This is a genomic window from Paraburkholderia sp. BR10936 (assembly GCF_040965735.1).
Classification (GTDB): Bacteria; Pseudomonadota; Gammaproteobacteria; order Burkholderiales; family Burkholderiaceae; genus Paraburkholderia; species Paraburkholderia nodosa_A.
On record NZ_JBFRCM010000002.1, the window covers coordinates 320,118 to 346,541 of the forward strand.

At 65.2% G+C, this 26,424-nt stretch carries 23 protein-coding genes; 15 read left to right on the plus strand and 8 right to left on the minus strand.

The features are described 5' to 3' along the window. Positions 1-12: 12 nt before the first annotated feature. From AB4Y36_RS04870 to AB4Y36_RS04880, 3 genes are all read left to right on the plus strand, one after another. Positions 13-573, plus strand: a complete 561-nt coding sequence (locus AB4Y36_RS04870; protein WP_368606541.1) for a helix-turn-helix domain-containing protein — start codon at positions 13-15, stop codon at positions 571-573. Between the two features lie 98 nt (positions 574-671). Then, positions 672-1,079 carry a DUF2471 family protein gene (locus tag AB4Y36_RS04875; RefSeq protein ID WP_069261548.1) on the plus strand — a complete coding sequence of 136 codons (408 nt, stop codon included), beginning with the start codon at positions 672-674 and terminating at the stop codon, positions 1,077-1,079. Positions 1,080-1,132: 53 nt separating this feature from the next. Continuing rightward, positions 1,133-2,125, plus strand: a complete 993-nt coding sequence (locus tag AB4Y36_RS04880; protein ID WP_368682444.1) for a tyrosine-type recombinase/integrase — start codon at positions 1,133-1,135, stop codon at positions 2,123-2,125. Positions 2,126-2,190: 65 nt separating this feature from the next. Here AB4Y36_RS04880 and AB4Y36_RS04885 read toward each other — a convergent pair whose 3' ends face one another. Together AB4Y36_RS04885 and AB4Y36_RS04890 are read right to left on the minus strand one after the other, a co-directional pair. Then, positions 2,191-3,393, minus strand: a complete 1,203-nt coding sequence (locus tag AB4Y36_RS04885; RefSeq protein WP_368682445.1) for a DNA-binding protein — start codon at positions 3,391-3,393, stop codon at positions 2,191-2,193. Positions 3,394-4,451: 1,058 nt separating this feature from the next. Beyond that, entirely contained in the window at positions 4,452-4,982 is a 531-nt protein-coding gene (locus tag AB4Y36_RS04890; RefSeq protein ID WP_368682446.1) for a hypothetical protein, read from the minus strand. A 286-nt stretch (positions 4,983-5,268) separates the two neighbouring features. Here AB4Y36_RS04890 and AB4Y36_RS04895 point away from each other — a divergent pair, with 286 nt between their 5' ends. Next, complete coding sequence (locus tag AB4Y36_RS04895) at positions 5,269-6,627, plus strand: replication initiation protein (RefSeq protein WP_069261550.1); 1,359 nt, start codon at positions 5,269-5,271, stop codon at positions 6,625-6,627. A 137-nt stretch (positions 6,628-6,764) separates the two neighbouring features. Here the strand turns inward: AB4Y36_RS04895 and AB4Y36_RS04900 are convergent, their stop codons facing one another. Next, positions 6,765-7,844, minus strand: a complete 1,080-nt coding sequence (locus AB4Y36_RS04900; RefSeq protein WP_069261551.1) for a ParB/RepB/Spo0J family partition protein — start codon at positions 7,842-7,844, stop codon at positions 6,765-6,767. Between the two features lie 24 nt (positions 7,845-7,868). Next, positions 7,869-8,531: a ParA family partition ATPase gene (gene parA, locus AB4Y36_RS04905; RefSeq protein WP_042271984.1), complete on the minus strand. Its 663-nt coding sequence runs from the start codon at positions 8,529-8,531 to the stop codon at positions 7,869-7,871. A 491-nt stretch (positions 8,532-9,022) separates the two neighbouring features. Between parA and arsC the strand changes: the two genes are divergently transcribed. Together arsC and AB4Y36_RS04915 are read left to right on the plus strand one after the other, a co-directional pair. After that, positions 9,023-9,376 carry an arsenate reductase (glutaredoxin) gene (gene arsC, locus AB4Y36_RS04910; protein WP_368682447.1) on the plus strand — a complete coding sequence of 118 codons (354 nt, stop codon included), beginning with the start codon at positions 9,023-9,025 and terminating at the stop codon, positions 9,374-9,376. 362 nt (positions 9,377-9,738) lie between these two features. Then, a complete protein-coding gene (locus AB4Y36_RS04915) occupies positions 9,739-10,293 on the plus strand; it encodes an NADPH-dependent FMN reductase (protein WP_069261867.1) in 555 nt (184 codons plus the stop codon). A 40-nt stretch (positions 10,294-10,333) separates the two neighbouring features. On the opposite strand, the gene AB4Y36_RS04920 is transcribed toward AB4Y36_RS04915, so the two are convergent. Together AB4Y36_RS04920 and AB4Y36_RS04925 are read right to left on the minus strand one after the other, a co-directional pair. Beyond that, the gene (locus AB4Y36_RS04920; RefSeq protein WP_069261553.1) at positions 10,334-11,053 is read right to left on the minus strand and encodes a hypothetical protein; all 720 of its coding nucleotides are present in this window, start codon (positions 11,051-11,053) and stop codon (positions 10,334-10,336) included. Between the two features lie 165 nt (positions 11,054-11,218). Further along, entirely contained in the window at positions 11,219-13,498 is a 2,280-nt protein-coding gene (locus AB4Y36_RS04925; protein WP_368682448.1) for an ATP-binding protein, read from the minus strand. A gap of 617 nt (positions 13,499-14,115) precedes the next feature. Between AB4Y36_RS04925 and AB4Y36_RS04930 the strand changes: the two genes are divergently transcribed. The 8 genes from AB4Y36_RS04930 (at position 14,116) to AB4Y36_RS04965 (ending at position 21,777) form a co-directional block, all read left to right on the plus strand. Next, positions 14,116-14,484, plus strand: a complete 369-nt coding sequence (locus tag AB4Y36_RS04930) for a response regulator (RefSeq protein ID WP_028202798.1) — start codon at positions 14,116-14,118, stop codon at positions 14,482-14,484. Further along, positions 14,477-15,100, plus strand: coding sequence for a chemotaxis protein CheC (locus AB4Y36_RS04935; protein ID WP_069261555.1), 624 nt, complete (start codon positions 14,477-14,479; stop codon positions 15,098-15,100). The genes AB4Y36_RS04930 and AB4Y36_RS04935 overlap by 8 nt, the downstream gene beginning before the upstream one ends. Next, a complete protein-coding gene (locus AB4Y36_RS04940) occupies positions 15,097-16,041 on the plus strand; it encodes a diguanylate cyclase (protein ID WP_069261556.1) in 945 nt (314 codons plus the stop codon). The genes AB4Y36_RS04935 and AB4Y36_RS04940 overlap by 4 nt, the downstream gene beginning before the upstream one ends. Before the next feature lie 280 nt (positions 16,042-16,321). After that, entirely contained in the window at positions 16,322-17,173 is an 852-nt protein-coding gene (hpnD, locus tag AB4Y36_RS04945) for a presqualene diphosphate synthase HpnD (RefSeq protein ID WP_069261557.1), read from the plus strand. After that, positions 17,173-18,441, plus strand: coding sequence for a hydroxysqualene dehydroxylase HpnE (gene hpnE, locus AB4Y36_RS04950; protein ID WP_069261558.1), 1,269 nt, complete (start codon positions 17,173-17,175; stop codon positions 18,439-18,441). The genes hpnD and hpnE overlap by 1 nt, the downstream gene beginning before the upstream one ends. A gap of 47 nt (positions 18,442-18,488) precedes the next feature. Continuing rightward, positions 18,489-20,456: a squalene--hopene cyclase gene (gene shc, locus AB4Y36_RS04955; RefSeq protein ID WP_368682590.1), complete on the plus strand. Its 1,968-nt coding sequence runs from the start codon at positions 18,489-18,491 to the stop codon at positions 20,454-20,456. Between the two features lie 53 nt (positions 20,457-20,509). Beyond that, positions 20,510-21,175 (plus strand): phosphorylase, encoded by a 666-nt coding sequence (locus AB4Y36_RS04960; RefSeq protein ID WP_342947166.1) that lies wholly within the window; start codon positions 20,510-20,512, stop codon positions 21,173-21,175. Positions 21,176-21,291: 116 nt separating this feature from the next. Beyond that, positions 21,292-21,777, plus strand: a complete 486-nt coding sequence (locus AB4Y36_RS04965) for an acyl-CoA thioesterase (protein ID WP_069261559.1) — start codon at positions 21,292-21,294, stop codon at positions 21,775-21,777. A 103-nt stretch (positions 21,778-21,880) separates the two neighbouring features. Here the strand turns inward: AB4Y36_RS04965 and AB4Y36_RS04970 are convergent, their stop codons facing one another. Further along, the gene (locus tag AB4Y36_RS04970; protein ID WP_368682449.1) at positions 21,881-22,945 is read right to left on the minus strand and encodes a VacJ family lipoprotein; all 1,065 of its coding nucleotides are present in this window, start codon (positions 22,943-22,945) and stop codon (positions 21,881-21,883) included. Then, entirely contained in the window at positions 22,942-25,569 is a 2,628-nt protein-coding gene (locus tag AB4Y36_RS04975; protein WP_368682450.1) for an MMPL family transporter, read from the minus strand. Before AB4Y36_RS04975 ends, AB4Y36_RS04970 begins: the two co-directional genes overlap by 4 nt. 243 nt (positions 25,570-25,812) lie before the next feature. Between AB4Y36_RS04975 and AB4Y36_RS04980 the strand changes: the two genes are divergently transcribed. Further along, a complete protein-coding gene (locus AB4Y36_RS04980) occupies positions 25,813-26,421 on the plus strand; it encodes a phospholipid-binding protein MlaC (protein WP_368682451.1) in 609 nt (202 codons plus the stop codon). Positions 26,422-26,424: the final 3 nt, after the last annotated feature.

Here is a 26,424-nt window from a genome sequence, read left to right on the forward strand (position 1 = left end):
CCTGCTTCCGCCATGCCGGCCATCGCGCCGCCGCGCGTGGGCGAGCAGATCCAGCGGCTGCGCACCGAGCGCAAGATGACGCTCGACGACCTCTCGCGCGCCGCGGGCGTCTCAAAATCCATGCTATCGGAAATCGAGCGCGACAAGGCGAACCCGACCATTGCCGTGGCATGGCGGCTCACGAACGCGCTGGGCGTCAAACTCGATTCGCTGTTCGCCGCCCCGAAGGCGCCCGAGGCGATCGCGGTGGCCGGGCCGCACGACATCCCAACGCTGCACGGCCACGACGCGGGTTACCAGTTGCGCGTGTGGGGACCCATTGAGCTGGCCGGCCACTTCGAATGGTATGAGCTGACGCTCAAGCCCGGCGGGGCGCTGGTTTCGGCCGCGCACGAACCCGGCACGCGCGAGCATCTCACTGTGCTGCAGGGAAGCATCGAGGTGGAGGCGGCCGGCGCGACGCAGCGTCTGAAGGCCGCGGACACGGCGCGCTACATCGCCGATCAGGCGCATGCGATCCGCAACGCCGGCAAGGGTGAAGCACGCGCGCTGCTGGTGGTGATTCACGGCTGACGGCCCGCCGCACTGCTGGCGCTGGCCGAACGGACGAGGCTGCGCGATCGGTCCGACTACTGTATATTTATACAGTGAAAGTCCGACTGGAGCCGTCGATGTCCCTCCCAACCGAACTACCGCGTGAGCCCGCTCTGGCGGCCTTGCGCTTTCAGGCCGCCGCACGCGACCTCGAACACATCGTTCGCAACATCGCGCAGCGTTATATCGCGCGGCAGGTGCCGCTAACGTGGCGCCTGCTGCATGCCATCGAGGCCGAAGCCCTCGCGGATCTCGGCTTTGCCAGCCGCCACGACGCCTTGATGCTTGGCCTCTTTCAGCGGCCGGGCGACCTCGCCTGGCCGGAAACCGACGAGGCCGTCGACTTCGGACACTCCAACGCGTTGCCGGCGGTATTTGCATTCGCGGTGTCGGCCTACGAACGCGCCGCACAAGGCGCGGAAGAGTCGCGCCGGCAGGCAAGACGCCACGACGCGGTACGGCGTGCGAGGGCTTGGGGTGGCTGATCATCGAGCTATCGCTATAATGTTCGTGTAACGCAACTAACGGAATGATAGAGATGGCGTCTTCGACTTCCTCACGCGACCTCTTCGACCAGCAACGCCAGGACTGGCAGCGCGACCCCGTCGCGGCGTTCGACGCCTGGCTCGCCTCGCAGGACTTGCGCAGTTCGTCCGCCGAGGTCTATCGCGTGCAATGGGGGCGCTTCCTCGAATGGCTCGCGCTCAAGCGCAAGACGATCATGACCGTCGATACGGGCACGATCGCCGAATTCGTCGCTAGCCTCGATATAAAAAAACCGCAGCGGCTTCGCTACCTGCGGCTCATCGAGCGCGTGCTCGATCACGTGCGCGAAATCGAACTCGCCTCCACGAATCCGGCGCGCTTCATCGCCCAGGACGGCGAAGCCGCATGGCGCAACGCGCGCGAAAACGAGCCAACCGGCTTCCTGACGCCCGCCGAGCGCGCCGCGATCATCGGCCAATTGTTCTCGCCGCTCGTCGAGCCATCGGCTGCGAAACGATGGCGCGAGCGCCGCGACCGTGCGCTCGTTGCCATCTTCCTGGGCGGCGGATTGAAAACGGGAGACGCCATCGCGCTCACGCTCGATTGTGTGGCGATCGGCTCGGAGTGGGTCACGATTGAAGCCGCCAATCCGGCGTTTACGCGCGTCACGCGACTGACGCCATTTGCCGTCGACGTGCTCGGCGCCTGGCTCGAAGCGCGCCGCCTGGCCGGACTGCCCGGGCAGTTGGTGTTTCCGGGTTCGCCCTCAGGGCGCCCCATGCACAAGGCCACAGTGCTGCGCGCCATCGACGCATTGATGGAAGCGGCGGGCGTGGCGAAAACGCGCGCCGAACGCGCGAGTCCGCAGACCTTGCGTAACACGTTCGCGGCAGACCTGTTCGAGCGCGGCGTGGATATCGATCAGGTAGGGCAGTGGCTCGGCTTTCTGCAGCCGATCTCTGCGGGGAGGCTCCATCGTGCATGGAAGACGTGGGCGGAACGCGAGGCGCCGCAGCACGTATCGGCGCAAAACGACGAGGCATGAAACGTCGCGTCGGCCGGCGATTGAACGTTTGAGAGGCGTGTGCGCGCCTCCCGTAAAAGCTCACGTCAAGCCTGTTCGTGTGAATGCTTGCCGGCCATGAAGCGCGCGTACGCCGCAAGCTTCGTCGCGCCCGTGCCCGAGGTGTGCTCGCACTCCGGGCAAGTGAATTCGAAACCATCGTCCACTTCGGACAACTCCGGTTCCCCTTCGTGACAGTTAGGACAACGCGCCGGCAAGGCGACTTGACCGTCGACCACGGTGCCGAGACTCGCCAGTTCGGCTGCGCCCAGCCGGCCCGCGGCAGCGAGTGCACACAGCAACGACGCGACCGAGGTATCGAGTCCCTGCTGCCCGCGTAATGCGGTGACCTGCCGGGTAAGCACGTCCACTTCGTCGGACCGTTCGCGCAGCACGGCGTCGAGCCGGTCGGCGCGGGCCTTCGCCGTCGCCAACTGCTGGATGAAATCGAATTCCTTCTTGCTGGCATCGCGCTGGGCCGCCTGCCACGTCGACGACATGGTGCGCAGCGAATCGAGTTCGACCAGCATGGGCTTCACGCGCCGTTCGGCCTCGGCGAGCGCGTCCTTGATCTGCTGCGCGTAGTGCTCGGTGCTCTTGCGCATTTCCTCGTGCAAGCCGTCGATGCGGTCGCGCAGCCCCGCGTTGGTGGTCTGCTCCGCCTCGATCCGCTTGCGCAGGGCGTCGTTTTCCATCTCCAGACGCTGTACCAGCACTTCCCGATTGCCATGCGCTGCGACGCCCTGCGCGGACGCCGCGGCGAGCTGGCTTTCGAGTTCGCGCACCCGCTCATAGGCCGCTTCCACGCGCGCTTCGCTGCGCTGCAGCATCTCATCGGCGGCTGAACGACGGGCCTCGGCCTCCCGGGTCGCCTGCTCGGCATCGAGGCGGCCGGCTTCGAATTCCGTACGTTCCGCCTGCAGGGCTTCGCCCGCGAGCGCGAGCGCTTCCTCGAAAAGCGCGCCCAGCAGCTCGCCGGCGCGCTCTTCCAGTGCGGGCGGAATTGCCCCGGCGCCGACACGCACTTTGGAGGTCGCGCGAATGCGCTGCCAGAAAAGCTCTATATCCTTGGGGATGTCGCTGGCGCTTCCGGTTTGGGTCAGCTCGCGGACGGCAGCCATCGAGGGCTTGATCTCGAAATCGAAGAACAAGCGTTTGCAGGCGTGTAAGGACAGTTCCTGCCTGCGTGCTCCGTTTTTTCGCAAATCCTCGATTTCTTCGCGGATTGCCTGGCGGTCCTGGTCTCGCATATTCGTCTTCTCGGCAGTGGAGTGGACGAATAATAACAAATTACGTTCTATTTGCTACGTTTTTGAGTCCTGAGCTTGCCAGCGATAGGATGATGGCCGTCAAGGGGTCATCTATCTCGTCACGAGAAGAGATCAGCGCGGGTTTTCCGTGAAACAAATCGAACTTTGTTTCATAAGCCCTTGTAAACACGTGAATTTCTCGCCTGATTCTACTGCGATCCGTTGTTTCACGCGAGCCGCCTCGGGGAGGTGGCGCGGTGGTGGGTTAGGAATGTGGATATCTCGAGTAGCTCGCGGGAGGATTCTTGCTTGAGAGATATAAAAGTAAACACCCTTGATACCGGTTAAAAACGTTAACGCCACGGCAAATCCTTGCCTGGCGGGGGTTTCCGGCCGATCAGGTGAAGCTTTACGGGACCTTGGGTGAGCGCCTGCGGGACAGTTCGGTGGCGGGCTTCGGGAACGCCGGTGAGCCACTGCAGGAGAGGACGTGAGCGGGTTCAGGAGCGGGGGGATTCTTGACTTTCCGGCAAGGGTGAGGCGATACGGGAGGCCACGGCCGGGCATATCACGCACGGCCGGGCCCGGCTCCGATGTTACGGGAAATGCAACGGTGAGGGGATTCGGGAGCGGCGATTGGCGCCATTTTTTGGCTAAATCGAGAGGCTGAAATGCGTGCGGTGAGAAGGATCGGGAAAAAATGCAGTTCGAAGGTGAAGTTTTTCGGGAGCCAACGCCCGAAATCGGGCGAAATGGGCGCTTTCGGGGCCCAGAGGTGAGCTTTTTCGGGGGCTTGCCATCGAGCCGCACGGATCTTCCGGCTGCGCGAAGGACGTTCCCGAAGACTTTACGCGACATAGGGTGAGGATTTTCGGGAGATTGCCGCAGTGCCGCGAAAGTCTCAGGATCCGCCGACGCTCTTTAGCTAAGGTGAGGTTTTTCGGGAGCATTTTTTGGCATATTTCCTGCCGAAGGTGAGCAGTTTCGGGAGAAAGTTGGCGTTCACTGCGCTGCAGACGCCGAGAATACGGGCTCGCGGAGGGTGTTACTCCCGGTTGTCATCCGGCATGGGTGAGAATATTCAGGAGGTTTTTCTCGGCAAACTCGCATATGCCTGAATCTCGTGTCTCGATCTGAGGTGAGGGAATGCGGGAACCGATATCGCCTTCCCCCGCCTGCCACACATGTGGATAAGTTACGGAATCCATTGATTTTTTCTTTGCGGCGCAATGAGCGGTGAGGATTTCCGGGAGGCGCCACGACGGTGCAGCGCAACCGGACCGGATGCAAAAGGTGAGGTTTTTCGGGAGCAATTCCGGCGTAACAGCCGCAGCGTCGGCTTTCGGGAGCGCGCCAATAACTTTGACCTGCACGACGACAGGTGAGGATTTTCGGGATATCTGGGGCACTCCCTCGTAACGCGCTGATGATTTGGCGCTTCGATTGCCGTGTCGGACAGCTTTTGCCGCCACAAGTGGGACTTTCCGATCGTTTTGTCCGTGCGGCGGGCCATGCTTTGTTGCAGTGCGATCGCACCGTTGTGGATTTTTTAGCTGGCAACCGGTTGGTTGCCAGGATTTCGCGACCATCGACGGACTTTTTTCACCGTCAGCACGAAAATATTTAAGGTGAGCGAATACGGGAGCCGATGGCAACCTTTGGTACTCAGGCAGAAATGCGGGATCCGGCCGGAGCGTGCATGACGCAAAGCGCCCCACTGGATGGGCATCTGACCAAAGGTGAGGCGATACGGGAGGGTGCCGCGGTGAGCGGCGCGCGCGAGATGCGCATCACCGGCAATGGTGAGGGAGGCCCTATAGACGCCTATCACCACAGACGGTATCCTTTCGCGAAATTCTCTTCTCGACCCGACGCATGGCCACGAAGCGCGTGAAAAAGACCGATGTGGTAAGCCCCAGCTCGGCGGAATTGCGCAAGGCCGTCGAGGCGATCGCGATCCAGCCGAAGAGCGGCAAGATCACCCTGCTGACCCGCAAGCTGTTCAATGTCCTGTTGGCCGTCGCCCAGCAGGCCGACGAGTCAGGTGATACCTACCGTGCGCTACTGTCCGACATCGTCGCCAACTCGGCGTTCGATTCGAACGATACGGCGCTCGTAAAGGAGCACCTGCGCCGCATGGTGTCGGTGCAGGTCGAATGGAGCCAGGGCACGTCGAGCCAGAAGCCCGGCCGCAAGTGGGGCATCTCCACGCTGATTGCGGACGCGGAAATTCTCGAGGATCCGCAAACCCGTCGCGTCTGGGTGGAGTTCTCGTTCGCGCCGAAGATCAAAAAGAAGCTGCTGGATCCGGTCCAGTACGCCCGCCTGAGCCTGCAGTTCCAGAGTCAGTTGCGCAGCAGCGCGGGGCTGGCGCTCTATGAGATCTGCGTGCGCTATCTGACCAACCCCAGCCATCTGACGATGCGCGAGACCTGGGAGTGGTGGCGCCCAATCCTTTCCGGTACCCCGGACACCGAAGCGGGGGACGAAGCCAAACGCGAGTACAAGTATTTCAAGCGCGATTATCTGCGGCCCGCAATTGCCGAAGTCAACGCGGTGACGAACATCTTCGTCGAGTTGATCGAGCATCGCGAAGGGCGCCGTGTCGCCGAGATCCAGTTTCGCGTGACCGAGCGCAAACAGCCGATGCTCGCGCTCGACGAGCATCCGAATGTGTTCGACAGCACGCTCGTCGACCGCATGGTCAAGATCGGGATTCCGCTCAAGGAAGCGCAGTCGCTTTACGCCGACAGCGAGGAAAACCGCATTCGCGCAGCGTTGCAGCTGACCGAACAGCGCATGCGCAGTACGAGCTTGCCGCCGGTGCGCAGCGCCGCGGCGCTGTTCAAGGACGCGTTGAAGAAGGGCTATGCGCCGCCGGTCGAGACCGCGGCAGGCGCCACACCGGCCGTTGGCCGCGGTGCGGCGGCAGCGGTCTCAGCCGACGATCCGAAGGCGCGGCTGCTCGATGAGTACGCGGCGTATCGGCGCAAGGAAGCGCGCTCGCTCTATGAGGAGCAGGGCGACATGGAGCGTGAACTGGCGCGTCAGTCGTTTGAGACGGATGAACTGCCGGGACTGGGATCGCATTTGCGCGACGACTGGCGTCGTCGCGGGCTGGAATCGAAACTGGCCGATACGGCGTTCTTCGACTGGCTCGCGCGCAAGACCTGGGGCGAACCGACCGACGGCGATCTGCTCGCGTTCACGCTGAGCCAAACGCGCGCTGCCTGAGCATCAGTTATGGCCGGCCCGTGCAATGCGGGGCGGTGAGGGTGTGACCGTTCGGGCGATTGTGAGGCATGAAACGATCGTGCCTCAATCGTCGACGGTCCGCCAGTGCGTGGCAGCCGTCGACACATTTTCCAAGGTTATTTCGTTTTCAGGATCTGTTCGATCTGCTGAAGAATCGCGTCCCGTCGATCTTTGGTGAGTCCCTTCAGGCGCAACTCGAGCCGGTCGTCGCCATAAGACTTCAAGTCGCCCACGGCGACACCGTCCAGCTTGATCTCCAGCCGTTGTGCGTAGCGTTGCCGCCCAGCCGGTTTCGGGCTTTCCTGCGCGCTCGCCCGGCCTTTCACGATATCCGCTACCTGACGCGTGCTGAGATCGTCGGCCACGATGCGGTTGATGAGACGCAGCGTGGCATCGGTGCCGCGCGCGCCGTGATAGCGCCCGACCTGATAGGCCATGTTCGAGCCGAAGCGGTCCGGGCGTGCCACCATTTCCTGCATGACCGATTCCGGCAACTTGCCGATCGATAGCGCAACCGCCACCGTCGATTCGTCGAGGCCGAGGTGGTCGGCAAGTTCACGTTGACTCAGAAAATGCTTTTCGTCGATGAATCGCTTCCACACCACCGCGTTATCGAAAACGGTCTGCGAATCGCGCTGGACGTTCAGGTCGTAACCGAGTTTGTAGCTCTGAATGCCGATCGGCAGGTCGACGACGATTGCCTTGACGACTTCCTTGTTCGCTTCTTTCAGTGCCCGCACGCGACGGCCGCCATCGCTCACGTAGTAGCTGCCCGGCGCCGCATAGTCGGGAATGACATGGATCGCCTGCTGTTGCCCTTGCTTCGCAAGATTGACAGCGAGTTCAGCGATCGATGCCTTCAGATAGAAGTGACGCGGATTGAAGGGGCTCGGCTTGATGTCCTTGAGCGGCAACTCGATGATCTGCCCCGGACGGTAGCCTTGCGCGATGCGCCAGGTGCGGTATTCGACCGATTCATTTTCGAGGCCAGGCGCATCGTCGAGGATCGGCTCGACGGCAGGTTCAAGGCCGGTCACAAGCGCAGGCTGACTCGAGCGCCCAGCAACTTCGCGCGTTTTTGGCTTGTCCTGGACGAGGCCGTCGATGGCGTTGAGACGGTCGAGCGCAGTGCGCTTCTCGCTGCTCGTCGTATCCGGACGAGCCTGAAAGCCTTTGGCGAATTGGGAGGGTTTCATTCAGGGTCCTTTATGCGCATAAAGTCAGGGAAGCATGGCCGCGATCTCGTCGGCGCATGCGCGCACTTCCACCGCGGCGAGGCGAGCGCCGCGATCGTTCATTTGCAGAACGGTCTGGCCCAAGGCCATCGCCTGCTTGTACGCCTCACGTGTGGGAATCTGCGTTCTGAGCAGAGGGAAACCAAGCTCTTCGAGGGCGCGCTTCAGCTCGCGGGTGAGCATGCGCTTCTCCTCGGTCTTGTTCAGCAGGAATACCGCGCGCAGATCTTCGTTCATGACCTGAGCCTGCTGGATGAGCTTCACGAGACCAACACTCGACCAGTAGTCAGCCGGAGAAGACGAAGTCGGAATGACGGCGACGGTCGCAGCGAGCAACACCACACCCGAGACCTTTTCCGTGATCGACGGCGGGCAGTCCACCACGATCACGTCGTAGTCGTTGACGAACTTCTTGATCTCCCGATGGATCTGGCCACCGGCTTCGGAAAGATTGACGACCGGGAACGGGATGCCGGTGTCACCATCGGCTGACGCACTGGCCCAATGGACCAGCGTGTTTTGGCCGTCGGCATCCACGACGAGAACCCGCTTCCCCTTTTCGTGAAAGGCCGCGCCGAGATGCATCGCGATCGTGCTTTTGCCGACCCCGCCCTTTTGCTGCGTGACTGCGATTATCTCTGCTGCCAATTGGTATTCTCCTTTTTGCTATTAGCTTGGGATTTTACCTGGAATGTTTTTCAGTTCAATGATTTTTGGCGTAATTTGCAGTCGAATTAGCCATTCGGACAAGGTTTATGCGCATAAAGCTCGGACAGGGGCGTGGGAACGTCGCTAGCGTTCGCGCGCGGCACTGAAATCTGCCTCGGCAATGCCTTCGATGCATGGCGTCGATCTGCTAACGGGCACACCGGACGATGACATCGGCGCACCTCACGGCTTTATGCGCATAAAGTCCGCGCCTCACTCCATCGCTTCCCCGTCGCACACAAAGCGCGACGGGAAAACTCACCGCGAATACACATGCGCCCCCATGGCAGCAAACCTCGGCACCAAGAGTCAGGAATGGTCCGCAGAAGCGGCCTACGCGTGCCAGCGCGCCCCCCGGTAAAATCGCAGCGAGAGGCCCCAGTCTCACCGAGGCTCACCCACCACCACTCCTCTCTTGCAATTGCGACGTCATGATCACGATCTACCACAACCCCCGCTGCTCCAAGTCCCGTGCGGCTTACGAACAGGTATCCACTGCAACGGCAAACGAGTCACTCGAGGTGATTGAATACCTGACACAACCGCTCACCGTCGACCAACTCAAAGCGCTGCACGCGATGCTGGGCTGCCCGCTGCTCGACATGATTCGCACCGGCGAAACCGAGTACACAGAGCTCGGCCTCGATGCGCCTGGCTTTACAGATGATCAGCTCTACGAAGCAATTGTGCGGCATCCGATTCTGCTGCAGCGACCCATCGTCGTGCGCGATGGCCGCGCCGTGATCGGGCGCCCGACTGAAAACATTGCCGCACTGTTTGGCTGACATCGCCGGGATGCATGCGTTGGGTTACTTACGCGCCAAAAGCGAGCGAATCGCGAGCGCGGGCGCCCGCGTGCATGGACGAGGTGCAATCCTTACCATGCACGCATGGAAATTGCATCTTTGCTAACCTGCAGACGAATCCGACGCGAGGCCCGTGTTCATCGGCTCTTCGCGCAAGTTGTCCACAAGCTTATGCCCAAAATCTGTGGATAAATTCGCGTTACCCACGGTTATCCACAACGCCTCGCCGATCCCGATATCGGGCTGACCCGAGCGAGCGTCTGCGCATCGCCGGAAGGCGCATACGTCTATGATGACGTTTCCTTCCATTGCGCTTCGCGCGCGCTTCCGAGGAAACCGAAATGGCCTACAAGATCGCAGTGGTAGTCGGCAGTCTGCGCAAGGATTCATTCAACCGGCAACTCGCACACGCGGTGACTTCGCTCGCACCCGCCGATTTTACTTTCGAGTATCTCGACATCGGCGTGCTGCCGCTCTACAGCCAGGATTACGACGCCGACTATCCCGAGGTGGCGCGCCGCTTCAAGCAACAGATCGAAGCGGTCGACGCCCTGCTGTTCGTCACGCCCGAATACAACCGCTCGATTCCGGGCGGGTTGAAAAACGCACTCGACTGGGGTTCGCGGCCGTGGGGCACGAATTCGTGGCGCGGCAAGCCGGGCGCGGTGCTCGGCACGTCGGTGGGGGCAACGGGCACAGCGCTCTCGCAGCAACATCTGCGTAACGTGCTCGCCTATCTCGACGTCCCGCTGCTCGGTCAGCCCGAGATGTTCATCAAGCACGACCCGAGCCGCGTTAACGAGAAAGGCGAGATCGTCAACGAGGACACCCGCAAGTTCCTGCAGGGCTTCGTCGATACGTACGTGGCCTGGGTCAAGCGCCAGCTCGGCCGCTGACGCCTGAAACGCAACCCACGCGGCATTTGCGCGAGGGGCTTCAGTGCAACGTTCGGCGCTGCCCCGGCATGTCCTTGTGGTGCTCGGGCGTATCTTCCTCGTATTCGAGGAATTCGTCCGGAATTTGCGGCGCGACGCCTGCTGCGGGTCGCGTCGCTTCGGGTGCGCCAGGAACGTCCACATGATGCGCGCCCATCACCGCACCAGCGCCCGGTGCACTGGCCGATGTGAGCACGGTCGCTTCGGCCTCGCTCGTCGGCCGCATCGGTTCGACAGTGGGTTCGACGGTCGGGTCAACGGAGGATTGTTCGCGCGCGGCATCGGTCTGCGCGGCACGGCGGCGCATGGCATCGGCGAATTCGGAGAGACCCAGTTCGTCGAGCGCCGAGTGCTCGCGCGCGACCGGACGGTCCGTCGCGGGCCATGCCCACGGCGTGCCGCGTAGCGCGACTTCCGTCGCATGCTCTTCGCGCAGCGTCTCGTACGCGAGGTTGGCGTGTGCCTCGTCGCTCACATGCACGCCGATGCGCACCGCTTCGCCCGGCGGCGGCGTCATGCCCGTCTGGGCCTCGGTGGTGCGACGCGCATCGCCCGTCGACGAGAAAAAACTTCCCACGAGCCGCTCGATGCCGGCCAGCACACCCTCGGTGCGCGCCGGCAGGTCGATGTCGCCCGCCGCGAAGCCGCGCTGCAGCAGCGCGTCCTGCGCGTGGCGTGCTTCCTCGTAGGTTTGGAAAACGCCGGTCACGGTCTGTTTCATGGCAGCCTCCTTCGCCAGATGGCGACGCCTGCTTACATCATGCGCCCATTGTGCTTTGCTCGTGCATCGGTTGGCGCATGCTGCGCGCGACGTCTAACCGCCTGATTCTGCGGGTCGTGCTGGCTGTCGCAAGCCTCGTGCCGCGAAGCGTGTTCCTGCGACTAGTCATGCTCGCGGGCTCGGGAGCGTCGCATCGTGTTCGCGCTTCGCGCGCGCCTGGCGGTCCTCGCGAATCGCCTCGAGCATCTTCTCCAGCAGCGCGATGTCGAAGGGCTTCGATAGCACACGCACATCGGCATTGCGCGTGCGCTCGAGCTCCTCCGCATAGCCTGTCACGAGGATCACGGGCAGGTCCGGCTCGAGCCCCTGCAGCGCCTCGGCCAGATCGATGCCGTTCATCGTCCCCGGCATGTGGATGTCGGAAAGCACGAGGTCGAAGCGCGGCGTGGGCTCGCCCTCGGCAGGCGGCGCTTCGACCCGTTCCAGCGCGCTCGCCGCGTCGCTCGCGCAGGTCACGCGATGGCCCATCATCTGCAGGAGCGCCTCGGTGCCGGCCGCGACTTCGTCGTTGTCCTCCACGAGCAGCACGTTCAGCCCATGCTGCACCTCGGCGCTCTCCTCGCGCGGCTCGCTCGGACGCGGCGCGGGCGGCTCGGCGAGCGAGCGCGGCAGATACAGATGCACCGTCGTGCCCGCGCCGATCGCACTGTCGATCGCGGCGAGTCCGCCGGTGCGCTCGCAGAACGCGAACACCTGCGGCAGCCCGAGGCCGGTGCCCGTGCCCTTCGACTTGGTCGTGTAGAGCGGCTCGAACGCGCGCGCGAGCACGTCCGGCGGCATGCCGGTGCCGGTGTCTTCGAGGGTGACGTGCACGAAGTCGCCGTCGAGCGGGAAGCCTTCGTCGGGCCGGAAGCTGATGTTGCGCGCGCGCACCGTGAAGCGGCCGCCGTTGGGCATCGCGTCGCGCGCGTTCACCGCGAGATTGATGAGCGCGAGCTCGAATTCGGCCACATCGACGAGCACGGGCCACACGTCGTCGTCGACTTCGACGATGAGCGACACTTTCGCGCCCAGCGACGCGCGCAGCAGTTCGCGGGCCGCCGGCAGCCAGCGCCCGACGTGGATCGTCTCGTTGCGCAGCGGCTGCTTGCGCGCCACGCCGAGCAGTTGGCGCGTGAGCGACTGGCCGCTCTTGAGCGCGCGCTCGACCGCCGAGAGTTCGCGCTCCAAACCCGCCGCGCCGCGCCGCCGCGCGATCTGCACGTTGGCCGAGACGATCATCAGCAGGTTGTTGAAGTCGTGCGCGACGCTGCCCACGAGGTTGCCGAGCGCTTCCATCTTGCGCGACTGCCGGTAGGCGGATTCGATCGAGCGGCGCATCGAGGCTTCGGCCTGCCAGCGCTCCCACGCCTCCTCTTCGGCGGCGAGGCGCCGCAGCGACAGCCAGATCACGCACCAGAGGGCAATCGACGGGACGAACATCGAGATGATGAGCACGCTCAGGTGCCGGTACCACGCCGCCCAGATCGCGGGCGTGCGATACGCGCAGGTCACATAGACGGGGTACGCGCCCACGCGCCGGAACGCGAGGATCACGTTGCTGCCGAGCAGCGCGGAATGCATGCGCACGACACCGGACTCCGTGCCGCGCTGGAGCGCGGCGCCCAGCGGCGAGTGCGGCGTGATCGTGGGCCCGTCCACGCGCGGCGGCGGATCGAAGGCGAGGATCGTGCCGTCGCTGCGCACGAGGCCGAGCGACATCGGCGAGCCGGAGCCGAGCAGGTCGCGGTAGAACGAGCTGAAATAGCCGGGGCGCAAGGCGACCGAGACGAGACCCGCGAATCCGCCGGCTTCGTCGAGGCGCGCCACGCCCATGTTGAACACGGTCTCGCCGCTCACCTGGCCCTGCATCACGCGCGAGACGTGGTCGAGCACGCGGCCGTCGCGGATGCCGGCGAAGTCGTCGCGCGAGGCGATCGAGATGGTCGGCGGCGGCGAATAGCGGCTGCTCGCGAGCAGGTCGCCGTTAGTGCCGAAAATCGACACCGCGGCCACTTGCGGATAACCGCCGCCGATGGCATCGAGTTTCTCGTGGATCTGCGGCTCGCTGGCGCGGATGCCGTCGTCGTTCAGATCGCGCACGAGGTCGACTACGCGAGCATCGAGCGCCTCGTTCATGTCGAACACCTTGAGCGCGTGCTCTTCGGCCACGCGCACGGTGCGCAGCGTGGTGTCGGTGGCGTCGGCTTCGCGCGCGCGCAAGTCGTTGTACGCCATGGCGGCGACGTAGAGGCACGGCAGCACGATCGCCGCGACGAGCAGCGCGAGCAGCGTGCGCCGGCGTACCGTGAAGTCGTGGCCCGGCGCGGCCGGAAACGGCGCGTCGTCGGCAGGGGGTGGCTGGGGTATGCGTTCGTCTGGCCGCTCGGGCCGGTCAGCAATCATCGTACGGAAAAGCAGGGAAAAGGCGGCGGGGCAGTCGACATGATAAACGACCGCGATGACGCCCCGACGGCCAGCGCATACCCGGTGCGCCGCAAGCATCGTCGGTCACGCAGGCCGCCAGGGGTTTTCTCTCGCTGAATGCCGAATTCGCGAAAATCGGCGAAGCGCAAACGTACCACAAAGGGATAATCAACGTTCTTTATTTAAGGGATGGATAATTTATTTCCATAAATTAGCCAGAATGAGTCGATTTTGTTCGTCGAATGATTAACGGCGAGTTGCATTTGATTCAATTTGATTCGAGAATCCCGGACACGATAAATAACGCATTCGCATGAACGCCATGTTCGCCATTACGGCGCATGGCCATGCTACGGGGTGGCTGCAGGCATGCAGACGAGGGCCTTCACGACCGGCGCGCGGGTTGCCGGTAGCCATTGGGCAACGGCGCAGCCATGCGCGTTGCGTCGTCGCGCCAGCGCGCGGGTCCGTTTATGCGTTACGAATTATTCGGCCCGGTTTGCATTTTTCTTCGAAGTCTCCCTAAAGTAATTGCCCGCGCCGCCGTTAATCCGTCGAAACGCACTCCGTCCAACGCACACTCATTCAGCATATCCATGTCCTTGCCCATCGTGATCGCCGATGACTCGCTGTTAGCCCGCAAGGTGCTCACGAAGGCGCTGCCCGAGGACTGGGACGTGGCGATTTCGTACGCGTCGAACGGACACGAAGCGCTTGCCCATTACCGCGCCGGTCGTGCGGCTGTGATGTTCCTCGACCTCACGATGCCCGACCTGACGGGCTTCCAGGTCCTCGAAGCGTTGCAGCACGAAGACCTGAACACGTTCGTGATCGTCGTTTCCGCGGACGTCCAGCCTCGTGCCCGCGAGCGCGTGCAGGCACTCGGTGCGGCGGCGTTCGTCGCAAAGCCGGTAACCCAGGAGGCGCTGCTGCCCATCCTGAAGGAGTACGGGTTGTATGCCTGATCGAGTGTTCACGGAACTCCAGCGCGACGCGCTGCAGGAGATCGCCAATCTCGGCATGGGGCAGGCCGCGACGCGTCTGTCGGCGCTGCTCAACGCCTTCATCGAGTTGTCGGTGCCGCGCGTGCGCGTGGTCGCCGTCTCCGAGGCCGCGGCGGCGCTGCGCGAGATGACCGGTATCGACGGCCCGGTTGCGGCCGTGCGCCAGGGCTTTCGCTCGGAAATCAAGGGCGAGGCGCTGGTGATCTGCCGAAGCGGCGAGATCGCCGAACTTGGCAGCCTGGTCGGCGGACCTTACGCGACGATCGGCGACGATGCCCTCACCGAGGAAGAGCTGATGTTCGACGTCGCCAACGCGCTCACGGGCGCGTGCGTGTCGTCGATGCTCGACCAGCTCGGGCGCATGCCGGTGTTTTCGCAGCCGGGCCTGCTCGGCGAGGCGATCATGCTCGACGAGGTGTTCCAGCCGGGCCTGCTCGCCTGGGACGTCGCGCTGCTCGTCGAAGTCAATTTCGCGCTGGAAGACCAGCGCTTTCGCGCCCACCTCGTCATGCTGATGGCCGAGGAGTCGATCCATGTCGTGAGCCGGGCCATCGACGCGTTGTTACATAGCCTATGAACGAGCCAGCCGGGTTGCCAACACTAGCGGACCTCGTTGTCGAACGGGTGGGCTTCGGCATATTCGTGGTCGATCGCGACATGAACGTGCTGAGCTGGAACCGCTTCATGCAGGATCACAGCGGCGTGACCGCCGAGGACGTGATCGGCCGCTCCATCTTCGAACGCTTCCCGGACCTGCCGCGCGCGTGGCTCACGCGCAAGGTGGAAAGCGTGTTCCAGCTGGGGAGCTTTGCGTTCAGCTCGTGGGAGCAGCGCCCGTATCTGTTCCAGTTCGACCATGACCGGCCGATCACGGGCGGTGTGGACTACATGCAGCAAGACTGCACCTTCATGCCGCTCATGCGCGGGCGCGACGTAGTAGCCGTGTGCGTGACCATCTCCGATGTCACCCACGTGAGCGTCATGCAGCGCGAGCGCGAGGACGCCGTGGCGAAGCTGCGCGAATACGCCGACCGCGACGGTCTCACCGGCATCGCGAACCGGCGTTTTTTCGAAACGCGCCTCGCCGACGAATTCCTGCGCTGGCAGCGTTACGGCGGCGAGCTGTCGATGCTGCTGTTCGACCTCGACCACTTCAAGCGCATCAACGACGAATTCGGCCATGTGGCCGGCGACACGGTGCTGCGCTCGATGGCGCAGCGCGTGTCGGGCGTGGTGCGCAAGCAGGATGTGTTCGGCCGCTTCGGCGGCGAGGAATTCGCGCTGCTCCTGCCGTGCACGCCGCTCGACGACGCGCTCTACGTCGCGGAGAAGATCCGCCGCACGATCGCCGACGAGCCGATCGAGGTGCAAGGCGTGATCGTGCCCGTGACGGCCAGCGTCGGCGCCGCGACGGCGCGCACGGGTGCGCCCGACTACGAAGGCATGATCAACGAGGCGGACGCCGCCCTCTACACGGCGAAGCGCCAGGGGCGCAACCGCTCGGTCGCGCTCGCCTGATCCGAGTCGGGCGCAAACGGCTCCCGCCTCAATCCGGCTCATCACCCCATGCTCCGGGGCTGCGCGGCCATGCCTCCACTGCGGTCCCCAGGCGCTGACGGCCCTGCGCGGGTCGCCCAAAGGTTGATATACTTTTGCCCGTTTCCGGCCTTGCACGCCTCCCGGCAAGCAATTTAAGGGTCGGGTGCCTCGCGCGTGTCCGCGCGCGCGGGCGACCCGCGGCAATGCGGGCCCGAATAGAGTCGAACGCCCGGTGAGGGCGCCCCCAGCGGAGATCGTCTTGGCTGTTTCCAATCTCGTCGTGGACGATACACAACAAACCGACGCTGCCGCCGCTTCGTCGGGCAGCTCGTTTTATCTGGCGATGCGGATCCTGCCCCCCGCGCAGCGCGACGCCATGTATCAGGTCTACGCCTTCTGCCGCGCTGTCGACGACATCGCGGACAGCGACCTGCCGCGCGCCGAGCGCGCTGCGGGGCTCGACCAATGGCGCGCCGACATCGACGCGTGCTATGCGGGCACGCCGCGCGCCTCGCTCGCGGCGCTCACGCGCCATATCCATACGTTCGGGCTGCAGCGCGCAGATTTTCACGCGATGATCGACGGCATGGCCATGGACGCCGCCGAGGACATCTGCGCCCCCGACGAGGACACGCTCGACCTGTATTGCGACCGCGTGGCGAGCGCCGCAGGCCGGCTGTCGGTGAGAATTTTCGGGATGCAGGAGGAGCCGGGCCGCTTGCTGTCGCACCATCTGGGGCGCGCGCTGCAGCTCACCAACATTCTGCGCGACATCGACGAAGACGCGGACATCAACCGCTGCTATCTGCCGCGCGAACTGCTCGCGCGCGAAGGGATCGCGGCGGGCAATCCGCACACGATCGCCGCCGACCCGTCGCTGCCGCGTGTGTGCGAGACGCTCGTGCAGCGCGCCCGCGCGCACTTCGCGCAGGCCGACGCGATCATGGACGCCGCGCCGCGCGCGCAGGTGAAAGCGCCGCGCATCATGTCGGGCGTCTACCGCGTGCTGCTCGAGCGCACCGTGGATCGCGGCTTCGACCTGCCGCGCACGAAAGTCAGCAAGCCGCGCGCACGGCTCATGTGGATCGTCGCGCGTTACGCGCTGTTCTGATGCCTCGGCTAGTCCACGTCATCGGCGCTGGGCTTGCGGGCCTCGCGACGGCCGTGCGGCTTCAGCGGCGCGGCGTGCAGGTGGCGCTCTACGAGGCCGCCAGCCAGGCAGGTGGACGCTGCCGCTCGTACTACGACCGCACGCTTTCGGCGACGCTCGACACGGGCAATCATCTGGTGCTGGCGGGACATGCGCGCACGCTGGAGTACGTGCGCACGATCGGCGCCGGCGACGCGCTCTCCGGTCCCACCGAGCCGGGCTTCGCGTTCATGGATATCGCCGCGGGCTCGCGCTGGACGGTGCGCTTCTCGCGTTCGCGCATGCCGTTCTGGATCGGCGACTCGCGCTCGCGAGTACCGGGTACGCGCGCCGCGGACTATCTGGGGCTGCTGCCGCTTCTGTTCGCCAAGCCGGGCCGCACGATGGCGCAGACCATGCGCTGCGAAGGCGTGCTGTGGGACCGGCTGCTGCACCCGTTCTTTCTCACGGCGCTCAATGTCGAGCCGCGCGTGGGCAGCGCGGAGCTGGCGGGCGCGATGCTGCGCGAGTCGCTCGCGGCGGGTGGCGAGTCGTTCCGGCCACTGGCGGCGCGCGGGGGCCTTTCCAGCGCATTCGTCGATCCGGCCTTGCGCATGCTTCAGCACGGCGGCGCGGCGATCCGCCTCGACTCGCCGCTCAGGGAGATTGAGTACGACGACGCGGCGGGCCGCGTCTCCGCACTCGATTTTCCAGACGGGCGCATCACGCTCGCAGCCGACGAGGCGGTGGTGCTGGCCGTGCCCGGCGCGGCCGCCGCGGCGCTCGTGCCGGCGCTGCAGGCGCCGCAGCGCCACAATGCGATCGTCACCGTGCACTACGCGGTGCCGGCGCCGCCGGGCCTCGTGACGCCGATGGCGCTCGTCAACGGCACGGCCCACTGGCTGTGCACGGCCGAGGGGCGCCTGTCGGCGACGATCCACGACGCGCACGGCGTGCTCGACCTCGACCCCGAGGAGATCGCGCGCCGCGTGTGGACCGACGTGGCCGAGGCGGCCTCGCTGCCGCTCGAGCCGATGCCTGCCTGGCGCGTGTGCGCCGACGCGCGCGCGACCTTCGCCGCGGTGCCCGACGAGGAATGGCGCCGGCCCGCGACGCGCACGCGCTGGAACAATCTGATGCTTGCAGGCGACTGGACGGCTACCGGTCTGCCCGCGACGATCGAAGGAGCGATCCGCTCGGGCCGCAAGGCCGCCGAGCTGCTCCTGACCGAAAATTTGGAACGTAGATGAACGATTTATCCCAGGACACGCTCGGCGTCGCCACGCCGGGCGTGGCGATGCCCACCCCCACGTTTGCCGAAGAGACGGCCGCACCGCTCGCCATGCTCGACGCCGCCGTCGTGCGCGCGACCGATGCGATCCTCGCCGACCAGCGCGCCGATGGCCATTGGGTCTACGAACTCGAAGCGGACGCCACGATCCCGGCCGAATACGTGCTGCTCGTGCATTACCTGGGCGAAACCGCGAACCTCGAACTCGAACAGAAGATCGCGCGCTACTTGCGCCGCATCCAGCTGCCGGACGGCGGCTGGCCGCTCTTCACCGACGGCGCGATGGACGTGAGCGCAAGCGTGAAGGCTTACTTCGCACTCAAGATGATCGGCGACGCCGAAGACGCCGAACACATGGTGCGGGCGCGCGAGGCGATTCTCGCGGCGGGCGGCGCGGAGCAGGTCAACGTGTTCACGCGCATCCTGCTCGCGCTGTTTGGCGTGGTGACGTGGTACGCAGTCCCGATGATGCCCGTCGAGATCACGTTGCTGCCGCAGTGGTTCCCGTTCCATCTGTCGAAGGTGTCGTACTGGGCGCGCACGGTGATCGTGCCGCTGCTCGTGCTGGGCGCGAAGCGCCCGGTGGCGCGCAACCCGCGTGGCGTGCGCATCGACGAGCTGTTCCGCGGCGCGCCGGTGAGCGTGGGCCTGAACGCCCGCTCCCCGCATCAGAGCAAGGGCTGGTTCGGTTTCTTCCGCGCCGTGGACGGCGTGCTGCGCGTGACCGATCCGCTCTTTCCGACCTACCTGCGCCAGCGCGCGATCGACGCCGCGGTGGCGTTCGTCGACGAGCGCCTGAACGGCGAGGACGGTCTGGGCGCGATCTTCCCGGCCATGGCCAACGCCGTGATGATGTACGACGTGCTGGGCTATCCCGCCGATCATCCGCACCGCGCGATCGCACGCCAGTCGCTCGAAAAGCTGGTGACGGTCCACACGGAGGAAGCGTACGTCCAGCCCTGCCTGTCGCCGGTGTGGGACACGTCGCTGGCGGCGCACGCCCTGCTGGAGACCGGCGACGCGCGCGCCGCGGATGCCGCGCGCCGCGGTCTCGAATGGCTGCGTCCGCTGCAGATTCTCGACGTGCGCGGCGACTGGATCTCGCGCCGTGAGGCGGTGCGTCCGGGCGGCTGGGCGTTCCAGTACGCGAACCCGCACTACCCCGACGTCGACGACACGGCCGTGGTCGTGGCCGCGATGGACCGCGTGGACAAGCTCGACAACACGAAGGCCTACGACGCCCCGATCGCCCGCGCGCGCGAATGGGTGGTCGGCATGCAAAGCAGCAACGGCGGCTGGGGCGCGTTCGAGCCGGAGAACACGCAGTACTACCTGAACAACATCCCGTTCTCGGATCACGGCGCACTGCTCGATCCGCCGACCGCCGACGTCTCGGGCCGCTGCCTCTCGATGCTCGCGCAGCTCGGCGAGCTGCCGGCCGCGAGCGAGCACGCGCGCCGCGCGTACAACTATCTGCTCGAAGAGCAGGAAGCCGATGGCAGCTGGTACGGCCGCTGGGGCATGAACTACATCTACGGCACGTGGACGGCGCTGTGCGCGCTCAACGCGGCCGGTCTCAGTCACGACGACCCGCGCATGAAGCGCGCGGTGCAATGGCTCGTGCAGATCCAGAACGACGACGGCGGCTGGGGCGAAGACGGCACGAGCTACAAGCTCGAATACCGCGGCTATGAGCGCGCCACTAGCACGGCTTCGCAAACGGCCTGGGCGCTGCTCGGCCTGATGGCCGCGGGCGCGGTCGATCATCCGGCGGTGGCACGCGGCATCGAGTTTCTGCAGACAACGCAGCAGGAACACGGCCTCTGGGACGAAACGCGCTTCACGGCCACGGGCTTTCCGCGCGTGTTCTATCTGCGCTACCACGGCTATCGCAAGTTCTTCCCGTTGTGGGCGCTCGCGCGCTACCGCAACCTCAAGCGCGCGGGCGTGACGCGCGTCACGGTCGGTCTGTGAGCGCGGCGGCCGGTATCAAGGCGCGCGCCCTGCCCGTGATCGCAGTAACGGGCATGGCCTTCGAGGCGAGCATTGCCGCGGGCAAAGGCCAGGATGGCGTACGCGCCGTCTATGCCGCGCGCGCCGATCTGCTGCAGAGCGCGCTTGCGGCGGCGCTCGAGGACGGCGCGGCGGCCATCGTCAGCTTCGGCACGGCGGGCGGTCTTGCACCCGATCTCGAGCCTGGCACGCTGGTGATCGCGCAAGCGATCGAAGGGCCGTTCGGGCGCGTCGCGACCGACGCCGCCTGGAGCGCACGCATGGCCGACGCGCTGATGGCCTCGCCGCTCGCCGCGAAAACCCGGCGCGGCGTGGAGGCAGCCGTTGCCGCGCCGCTCACCGGTGCGGCGGACAAGGCCGCGCTGTTCAGCGCGTGCGGAGCGCTCGCCGTCGATATGGAATCGCACCTGGCCGCCGCCGCCGCGGCTGCGCATGGCGTGCCGTTCGCAGTGTGCCGCGCGATCGTCGATCCGGCGTGGCGCAGCCTGCCGAAAGCGGCCATGGCCGGCTTGCGCGATGACGGCACGACGGCGGTGCTCCCGGTCCTGCGCGAACTGGCGCGCGACCCGGCCCAACTGGGCGGCCTGCTGCGCGTGGCGGCGGACGCGAAAGCGGCACGCCAGTCGCTCAGCGCCGCGCGGCAAGTGTTGACGGCCGCCGGCGCTTTTTTTCCGAAATGATCTGCCGGGTTATTGAAAAACTAGGGTAAACCCCTATCTCTGGTAACATCTGAGTGTTAACCCTAGGTTCGTTCCTGCGAGCTGGGGACAAATCACATATCGGGGAGTGGCCAGCCATGAATTTTCATACTCGCAAGTGGGTCAAGCCTGAAGACCTGAATCCGAACGGCACGCTGTTCGGCGGCAGCCTGCTGCGCTGGATCGACGAAGAAGCGGCGATCTACGCGATCTGCCAGCTCGACAATCAACGCGTGGTGACCAAGTTCATGTCGGAGATCAACTTCGTGAGCTCGGCGCGTCAGGGCGACATCATCGAGCTCGGCATCACGGCCACGGATTTCGGCCGGACGTCGATCACGCTGCGCGCCGAAGTGCGCAACAAGATCACGCGCAAGAGCATCCTGACGATCGAAAAGATGGTGTTCGTGAACCTGGGCGCCGACGGCGTGCCGGCCCCGCACGGCCGCGAGCGTATCCGTTACGCCGACGAAGCCTACGAGCGCTATCGCCAGACCGTGCAGACGACGGCGGATGCCACGGCGCTGGCGGCGGCGAACGAGGCCGAACGCCAGGCCGAGAGCGAGGACGCTTCGGTGCATTGAGCGGTGCTCGCGACACGATAAAAAACCCGGCAACCTCGAAAGGTTGCCGGGTTTTTTGCATTGATACGCCGCCCGCCCGCAAACGGGGGGCCCTTTGTTGCGTTCAGGGCGCCGATGCGGGCTTCGCAGGCGCTGCCGTCGCACCCGAAGCCGCGACAGGCGCCGATGCGCCCGCCGGTGCGGAAGCGGCCGCCGCGGCTACACCCGCCGTGCCGGCCGCCGCAGCAGCACCCGGACCCGCGCCAGCCGCGGCCGCACCCGTCGTAGCAGCCCCGGTAGCGCCCCCTTCGCCAGGATCCTCGTAATTCGGCAGACCATTGTTCGAAGCGCCGGGGGCCGCCGTGCCACCTGCGCCACCTGCGCCACCTGCGCCGCCGGCACCGCCCGACTCGCCCGGGTCTTCGTAATTGGGTGCCCCGTTCTCGTTCGGTGCGGCCTCGCCGCCCGGCTCGCCGTAATCGGGCAGCGGCGCAGTGTTGCCGCGCGAGCCGCGGATCAGCGATTCGCGCTGCTGGCGGTAGGCGTCGCGCACGAACGAATACGGGTCGAGTGCCGCCTGCTTGAGCAGGTCGGTTGCGCCGAGCAGGTCCGCACGCGCGCTGATGAACTGCGCGAGATACATCGGGTTGCGCACCGCCGGCTCGAAGTAGTTGATGACGTTGAACTTCACGTCCACGGCCATGCCGATGCCGTCGCGCACCGAACTGGGCCCGAACAGCGGCAGCACGAGATACGGGCCGGCCGGCATGCCGTAGTGGCCCATCGTGAGGCCGAAGTCCTGATGGTGCTTGGGCAGCCCCGCCAACGTCGCGAAGTCGATCAGGCCGCCCAGACCGAAGGTCGTGTTCATCGCGATGCGCATCAGATCCTGGACGGCGTCGGTGATCTTCAGCTGCAGCACGTTGTTTGCGAAGTTGTCGACGTCCCCGATGTTCGAGAAGAAGTTCGTGATCGCCTGACGCAGCGGCTGCGGCGTCACCTTCTGGTAGCCCTTGGCAACCGGCTGCGCGACGTAGGTATCGAGTTTGTCGTTGAACGTGAAAATTGCGCGATTCGCGGGCTCGAACGGATCGCCCGGTTTGCGGTCGGGGCCCGTGGCGCAGCCCGACGTCACGAGGAGCGCCAGGCTCGCCGCCGCCATGGTGAGCGCGGCTTGATTCTTCTTCATTGGTCGATCCCCTGAGTTTCCGATCTCGCGCGTTTTGCGCGCGGCTTGCCCATCAGCACCGGCTGGAAGACCACGGCGCCTATCAGCGTACAGAACAAGGACAGTGCGAGCAGCTTGCCCATGCTCGACGTGCCCGGATGATGCGATAGCCACAGGCTCCCGAATGCCGTGGCGGTGGTCGCGGCGGAAAAAAGCACCGCGTGCGTGAGGCTCGAATGCAGGAGGCCGGTCTGCCCCGCGCGCCAGGCCATCACGAAGTAGATTTTGAACGCGACGCCGACGCCGAGCATCAGGGGAAGCGCGATGATGTTGGCGAAATTTAGCTGAATTCCGAAGACGACGCACAATTCGAGCGTAACGAGCGCCGATACCAGTAGAGGAATGATCGTGCGCAGCACGTCGCCGAAATTGCGCAACGTGATCCAGAGCAGCGCCGTGATGAGCAGCACCGACCACCCCGCTGCCTGGAAGAACGCGAGGATGATCACGTTCGCCGAGTGCAGGATCGAGATCGGGCCGCCGATCGCGTTCGGCTCCGCCGCCTTCACCGCGTGTGCGAAGCGCGCGAGCATCACATCGTCGTTGGGATCGACGCCCGGCGGCACGCGCGGCGCGACGTCCACGATCGCCTGGCCGGTCGGCGCCACCCAGTCGCGCGCCATCTCGGGCGGCAGGTTTTCCCGCGTGATCTCCGAGGGCTGCAACAGGCGCGCGAGCTGCGCGAAGGCGAGCCTGAGCGTGAGGCTGAAGGCGGTTTCCGCGCGGTCGCGCGTGGCCGGGCTCGCGTTCGCGAGTTTGTTGAGCGAGTCGGACAGATGCTTCGCCTCGGCCGCGCCCGGCCCCGGGTGGTCGCTCGCGGCGAGCGAGAGCTGGTTGGCCGCGCGCTTGAGCGTCTGTACGCGCACTTCGTCGGTTACGGGCGAGGACGGCTGCTGCGTGAGCGCGGGCAGAAGCTGCTGCGCGGCGCTCGAGATCAGCATGAGCTTTTGCTGCTGATCGTCGGGAATCAGCGAACTGAGCGTGGTGGCGCGAGCGACTTCGGGCAGCTTCGAGAGCCGCGCGGCGATCTTGTCGGCTTCTTCGAGCGACGGCGCGAGCACGCTCACATCGTTGATCGAGATGACGGGCGAGTTCTTGAGCGCCAGCAGCGTCGCCATCGACTCGGTATGCGGATCCTTAAGATGCAACGGATTGAAGTCGAAGCGCAGATGCAGCAGCAACGGCGTCGCGCCCACCACGATAATGAGCGTGGTGATCAGCACGGGCTTGCGATGCTCGGCGAGCCATTTGTCGACGGGCGCGAGGAACGCGAAGCCCGGCGAGGCGCGCTCCCCCCTGGGATTGAACACGCGGATGAGCGCCGGCAGCACCGTCATGTTGCACACGTATGCCACGAACATGCCCACGCCCGCGATCTGCCCGAGTTCCGAGAGGCCCTTGTAGGCGGTCGGCAGGAAGGAAAAGAAACTTTCGGCCACGGCGATCGCCGCGAGCGTGAGCGGCACGCCGATGGTCCGCGCGGTCTTGAGGAGCGCGGCGTCGAGCCGCTCGTCCTGGAAGCGCTCCTCGCGATACTTCACGCCGAACTGCACGCCGAAGTCGACGCCTAGCCCCACGAACAGCACCATGAAGGCGACCGAGAGCATGTTGAACGAGCCGATCATCATGAGGCCGAGCGCGGCCGTGATGACCAGACCGACCACGAGTGTGATGAGCGTTGCGCCGATCAGCTTGCCCGAGCGCAGCGCGAGCCACAGGATGGCGAGCACGACGATGATCGTGATCACGCCGTTGAGCGCGGCGCCGTCCTGCACCGAGGCGAATTCGTCGTCGGCGAGCGGCTGTTCGCCCGTGAGGCGCACGCGCGCGCCGAATTCGCTGTCGAGATGAAGCGAGGCGGCGGTCGCGCGGATCGCTTCCGACGCGTTTGCGCCTGCCTTGAGCGCGCCGAAGTTAAGCACCGGCTGCACGGTGATGAAGGCGAACGCCGGCTTCGTCGCCGCGTCCTTGTCGACGAGCGCGCGCCACGAGAACGCCGCGGGCTTGCCGGCGAGCACCTCGTCGACGACGGTGGCGGCGCTGCCGAGCAGATTCGCCATTTGCGGCAACTTGATCTGGCCGATCGTGAGCGGCAGTTGCAGCGTGGTCGTGAGCGTGCCGGCTAGACCCGCGAGACTCGGATCCTTCGCGAGCTGGTTCACGAGCGGGCGCGCCTGCACGAGCTGGCCCGTGGTCGAGAGCACCGTGGCCGTGGACGGGAACAGCAGGCCGTTGTGCTGGAAGAACGGGCCGCCCGCGGGCTGCGAGACGGCGCTGAATTCGCGCGAGTCGGCCTTGAGCGCTTGCGCGAGCTTGTCGGCGGCGGCGTCGGCGAGCTCGGGCGCGTCGGCTTCGACGACCACGAGCAGCGAGCTCGCGCGCTGCGGGAACGCCTTGTCCTTGGCTTCGCTCAACGCGGCCCATTCGGCCGTGTTCTCGACGAGACCGCTGACGTCGGTATTGATCTTGAAATGCCTCGCGACGTATACGCCGGAGAGCACGGCAAGCACGATTGCAAATGTGATCACCCACGCCGCGCGGCGCACCGACCAGGCGACGAGGCTAATGATGAATGGCTTCAGCATACAGGCGAGGGGGCCCTGTCAATTAGGTTCTTTGACGCGAAACGCACAAGTATACCGGCCCCGCCCGTCCCGGCGCGGGTCTTGCACACCTGGGCTCGAGGCGGCGCCCCGGCAGCGCATCTGCCAAAGCCGTTATACTGGCTCAGCCGGCGGCGCGAAGGTTACGTGATTGCACTTGCACTTAACCGCACGCACTGAGTCGCACTGTACCGGCGCCTGAATTTCACTGTTCCAGAAGAGCGTATGAAACGTTACCTGACCGCATTTTTCGTCGCCGCCTGTTTCACGGGCGTTTCGGGCGCCGCGTTCGCGCAGACCTCGCCGGACGCCATCGTCAAGGCCGCCGTGGAAGGCACCGTGAAGGCGATGCAGGCCGACCCGCAGGCCCGGGGCGGCGACATGAACAAGATCACCCAGGTGGTCGAGACCCATTTCGTTCCCGCCACCGACTTCAAACGCACCACGCGGATCGCCGTTGGCAAACCCTGGGCGACGGCCACGCCCGAACAGCAGCAGAAGCTGTATGAGCAATTTCAACTCCTGCTCGTGAAGACGTATGCCTCGTCGCTCTCGCAACTTCGCGATACCCAGGTGACCTTCAAGTTCGCACCGTCGAACACGGGTGCCGGCGCGAAAGACACCGTGGTGCAGTCGCACGTGATCAGCAACGGCGGCGACGACGCCATCGACTACCGTCTCACGCAAACACCCAACGGCTGGAAGATTTACGACATCAACATGATGGGCGCCTGGCTGATCCAGGTCTACCAGACGCAATTTGCCGACCAGATCGCCAAGGGCGGCATCGACGGCCTCATCAAGTTCCTCGTCGACCACAACGCGCGCAGCTGATCG

Excerpts from the sequence above, each read along its gene's own strand:
- arsC (WP_368682447.1), top strand. The coding sequence starts at position 9,023 with ATGATCACGATCTACCACAACCCCCGCTGCTCCAAGTCCCGTGCGGCT.
- AB4Y36_RS04925 (WP_368682448.1), bottom strand. The coding sequence starts at position 13,498 with ATGATTGCTGACCGGCCCGAGCGGCCAGACGAACGCATACCCCAGCCA.
- AB4Y36_RS04915 (WP_069261867.1), top strand. The coding sequence starts at position 9,739 with ATGGCCTACAAGATCGCAGTGGTAGTCGGCAGTCTGCGCAAGGATTCA.
- shc (WP_368682590.1), top strand. The coding sequence starts at position 18,489 with ATGCCCACCCCCACGTTTGCCGAAGAGACGGCCGCACCGCTCGCCATG.
- AB4Y36_RS04885 (WP_368682445.1), bottom strand. The coding sequence starts at position 3,393 with ATGCGAGACCAGGACCGCCAGGCAATCCGCGAAGAAATCGAGGATTTG.
- AB4Y36_RS04895 (WP_069261550.1), top strand. The coding sequence starts at position 5,269 with ATGGCCACGAAGCGCGTGAAAAAGACCGATGTGGTAAGCCCCAGCTCG.
- AB4Y36_RS04935 (WP_069261555.1), top strand. The coding sequence starts at position 14,477 with ATGCCTGATCGAGTGTTCACGGAACTCCAGCGCGACGCGCTGCAGGAG.
- AB4Y36_RS04980 (WP_368682451.1), top strand. The coding sequence starts at position 25,813 with ATGAAACGTTACCTGACCGCATTTTTCGTCGCCGCCTGTTTCACGGGC.
- AB4Y36_RS04875 (WP_069261548.1), top strand. The coding sequence starts at position 672 with ATGTCCCTCCCAACCGAACTACCGCGTGAGCCCGCTCTGGCGGCCTTG.
- AB4Y36_RS04960 (WP_342947166.1), top strand. The coding sequence starts at position 20,510 with ATGGCCTTCGAGGCGAGCATTGCCGCGGGCAAAGGCCAGGATGGCGTA.
- hpnE (WP_069261558.1), top strand. The coding sequence starts at position 17,173 with ATGCCTCGGCTAGTCCACGTCATCGGCGCTGGGCTTGCGGGCCTCGCG.
- AB4Y36_RS04970 (WP_368682449.1), bottom strand. The coding sequence starts at position 22,945 with ATGAAGAAGAATCAAGCCGCGCTCACCATGGCGGCGGCGAGCCTGGCG.
- AB4Y36_RS04965 (WP_069261559.1), top strand. The coding sequence starts at position 21,292 with ATGAATTTTCATACTCGCAAGTGGGTCAAGCCTGAAGACCTGAATCCG.
- AB4Y36_RS04880 (WP_368682444.1), top strand. The coding sequence starts at position 1,133 with ATGGCGTCTTCGACTTCCTCACGCGACCTCTTCGACCAGCAACGCCAG.
- AB4Y36_RS04900 (WP_069261551.1), bottom strand. The coding sequence starts at position 7,844 with ATGAAACCCTCCCAATTCGCCAAAGGCTTTCAGGCTCGTCCGGATACG.
- AB4Y36_RS04940 (WP_069261556.1), top strand. The coding sequence starts at position 15,097 with ATGAACGAGCCAGCCGGGTTGCCAACACTAGCGGACCTCGTTGTCGAA.
- AB4Y36_RS04920 (WP_069261553.1), bottom strand. The coding sequence starts at position 11,053 with ATGAAACAGACCGTGACCGGCGTTTTCCAAACCTACGAGGAAGCACGC.
- AB4Y36_RS04930 (WP_028202798.1), top strand. The coding sequence starts at position 14,116 with ATGTCCTTGCCCATCGTGATCGCCGATGACTCGCTGTTAGCCCGCAAG.
- AB4Y36_RS04975 (WP_368682450.1), bottom strand. The coding sequence starts at position 25,569 with ATGCTGAAGCCATTCATCATTAGCCTCGTCGCCTGGTCGGTGCGCCGC.
- AB4Y36_RS04870 (WP_368606541.1), top strand. The coding sequence starts at position 13 with ATGCCGGCCATCGCGCCGCCGCGCGTGGGCGAGCAGATCCAGCGGCTG.
- AB4Y36_RS04890 (WP_368682446.1), bottom strand. The coding sequence starts at position 4,982 with ATGGTCGCGAAATCCTGGCAACCAACCGGTTGCCAGCTAAAAAATCCA.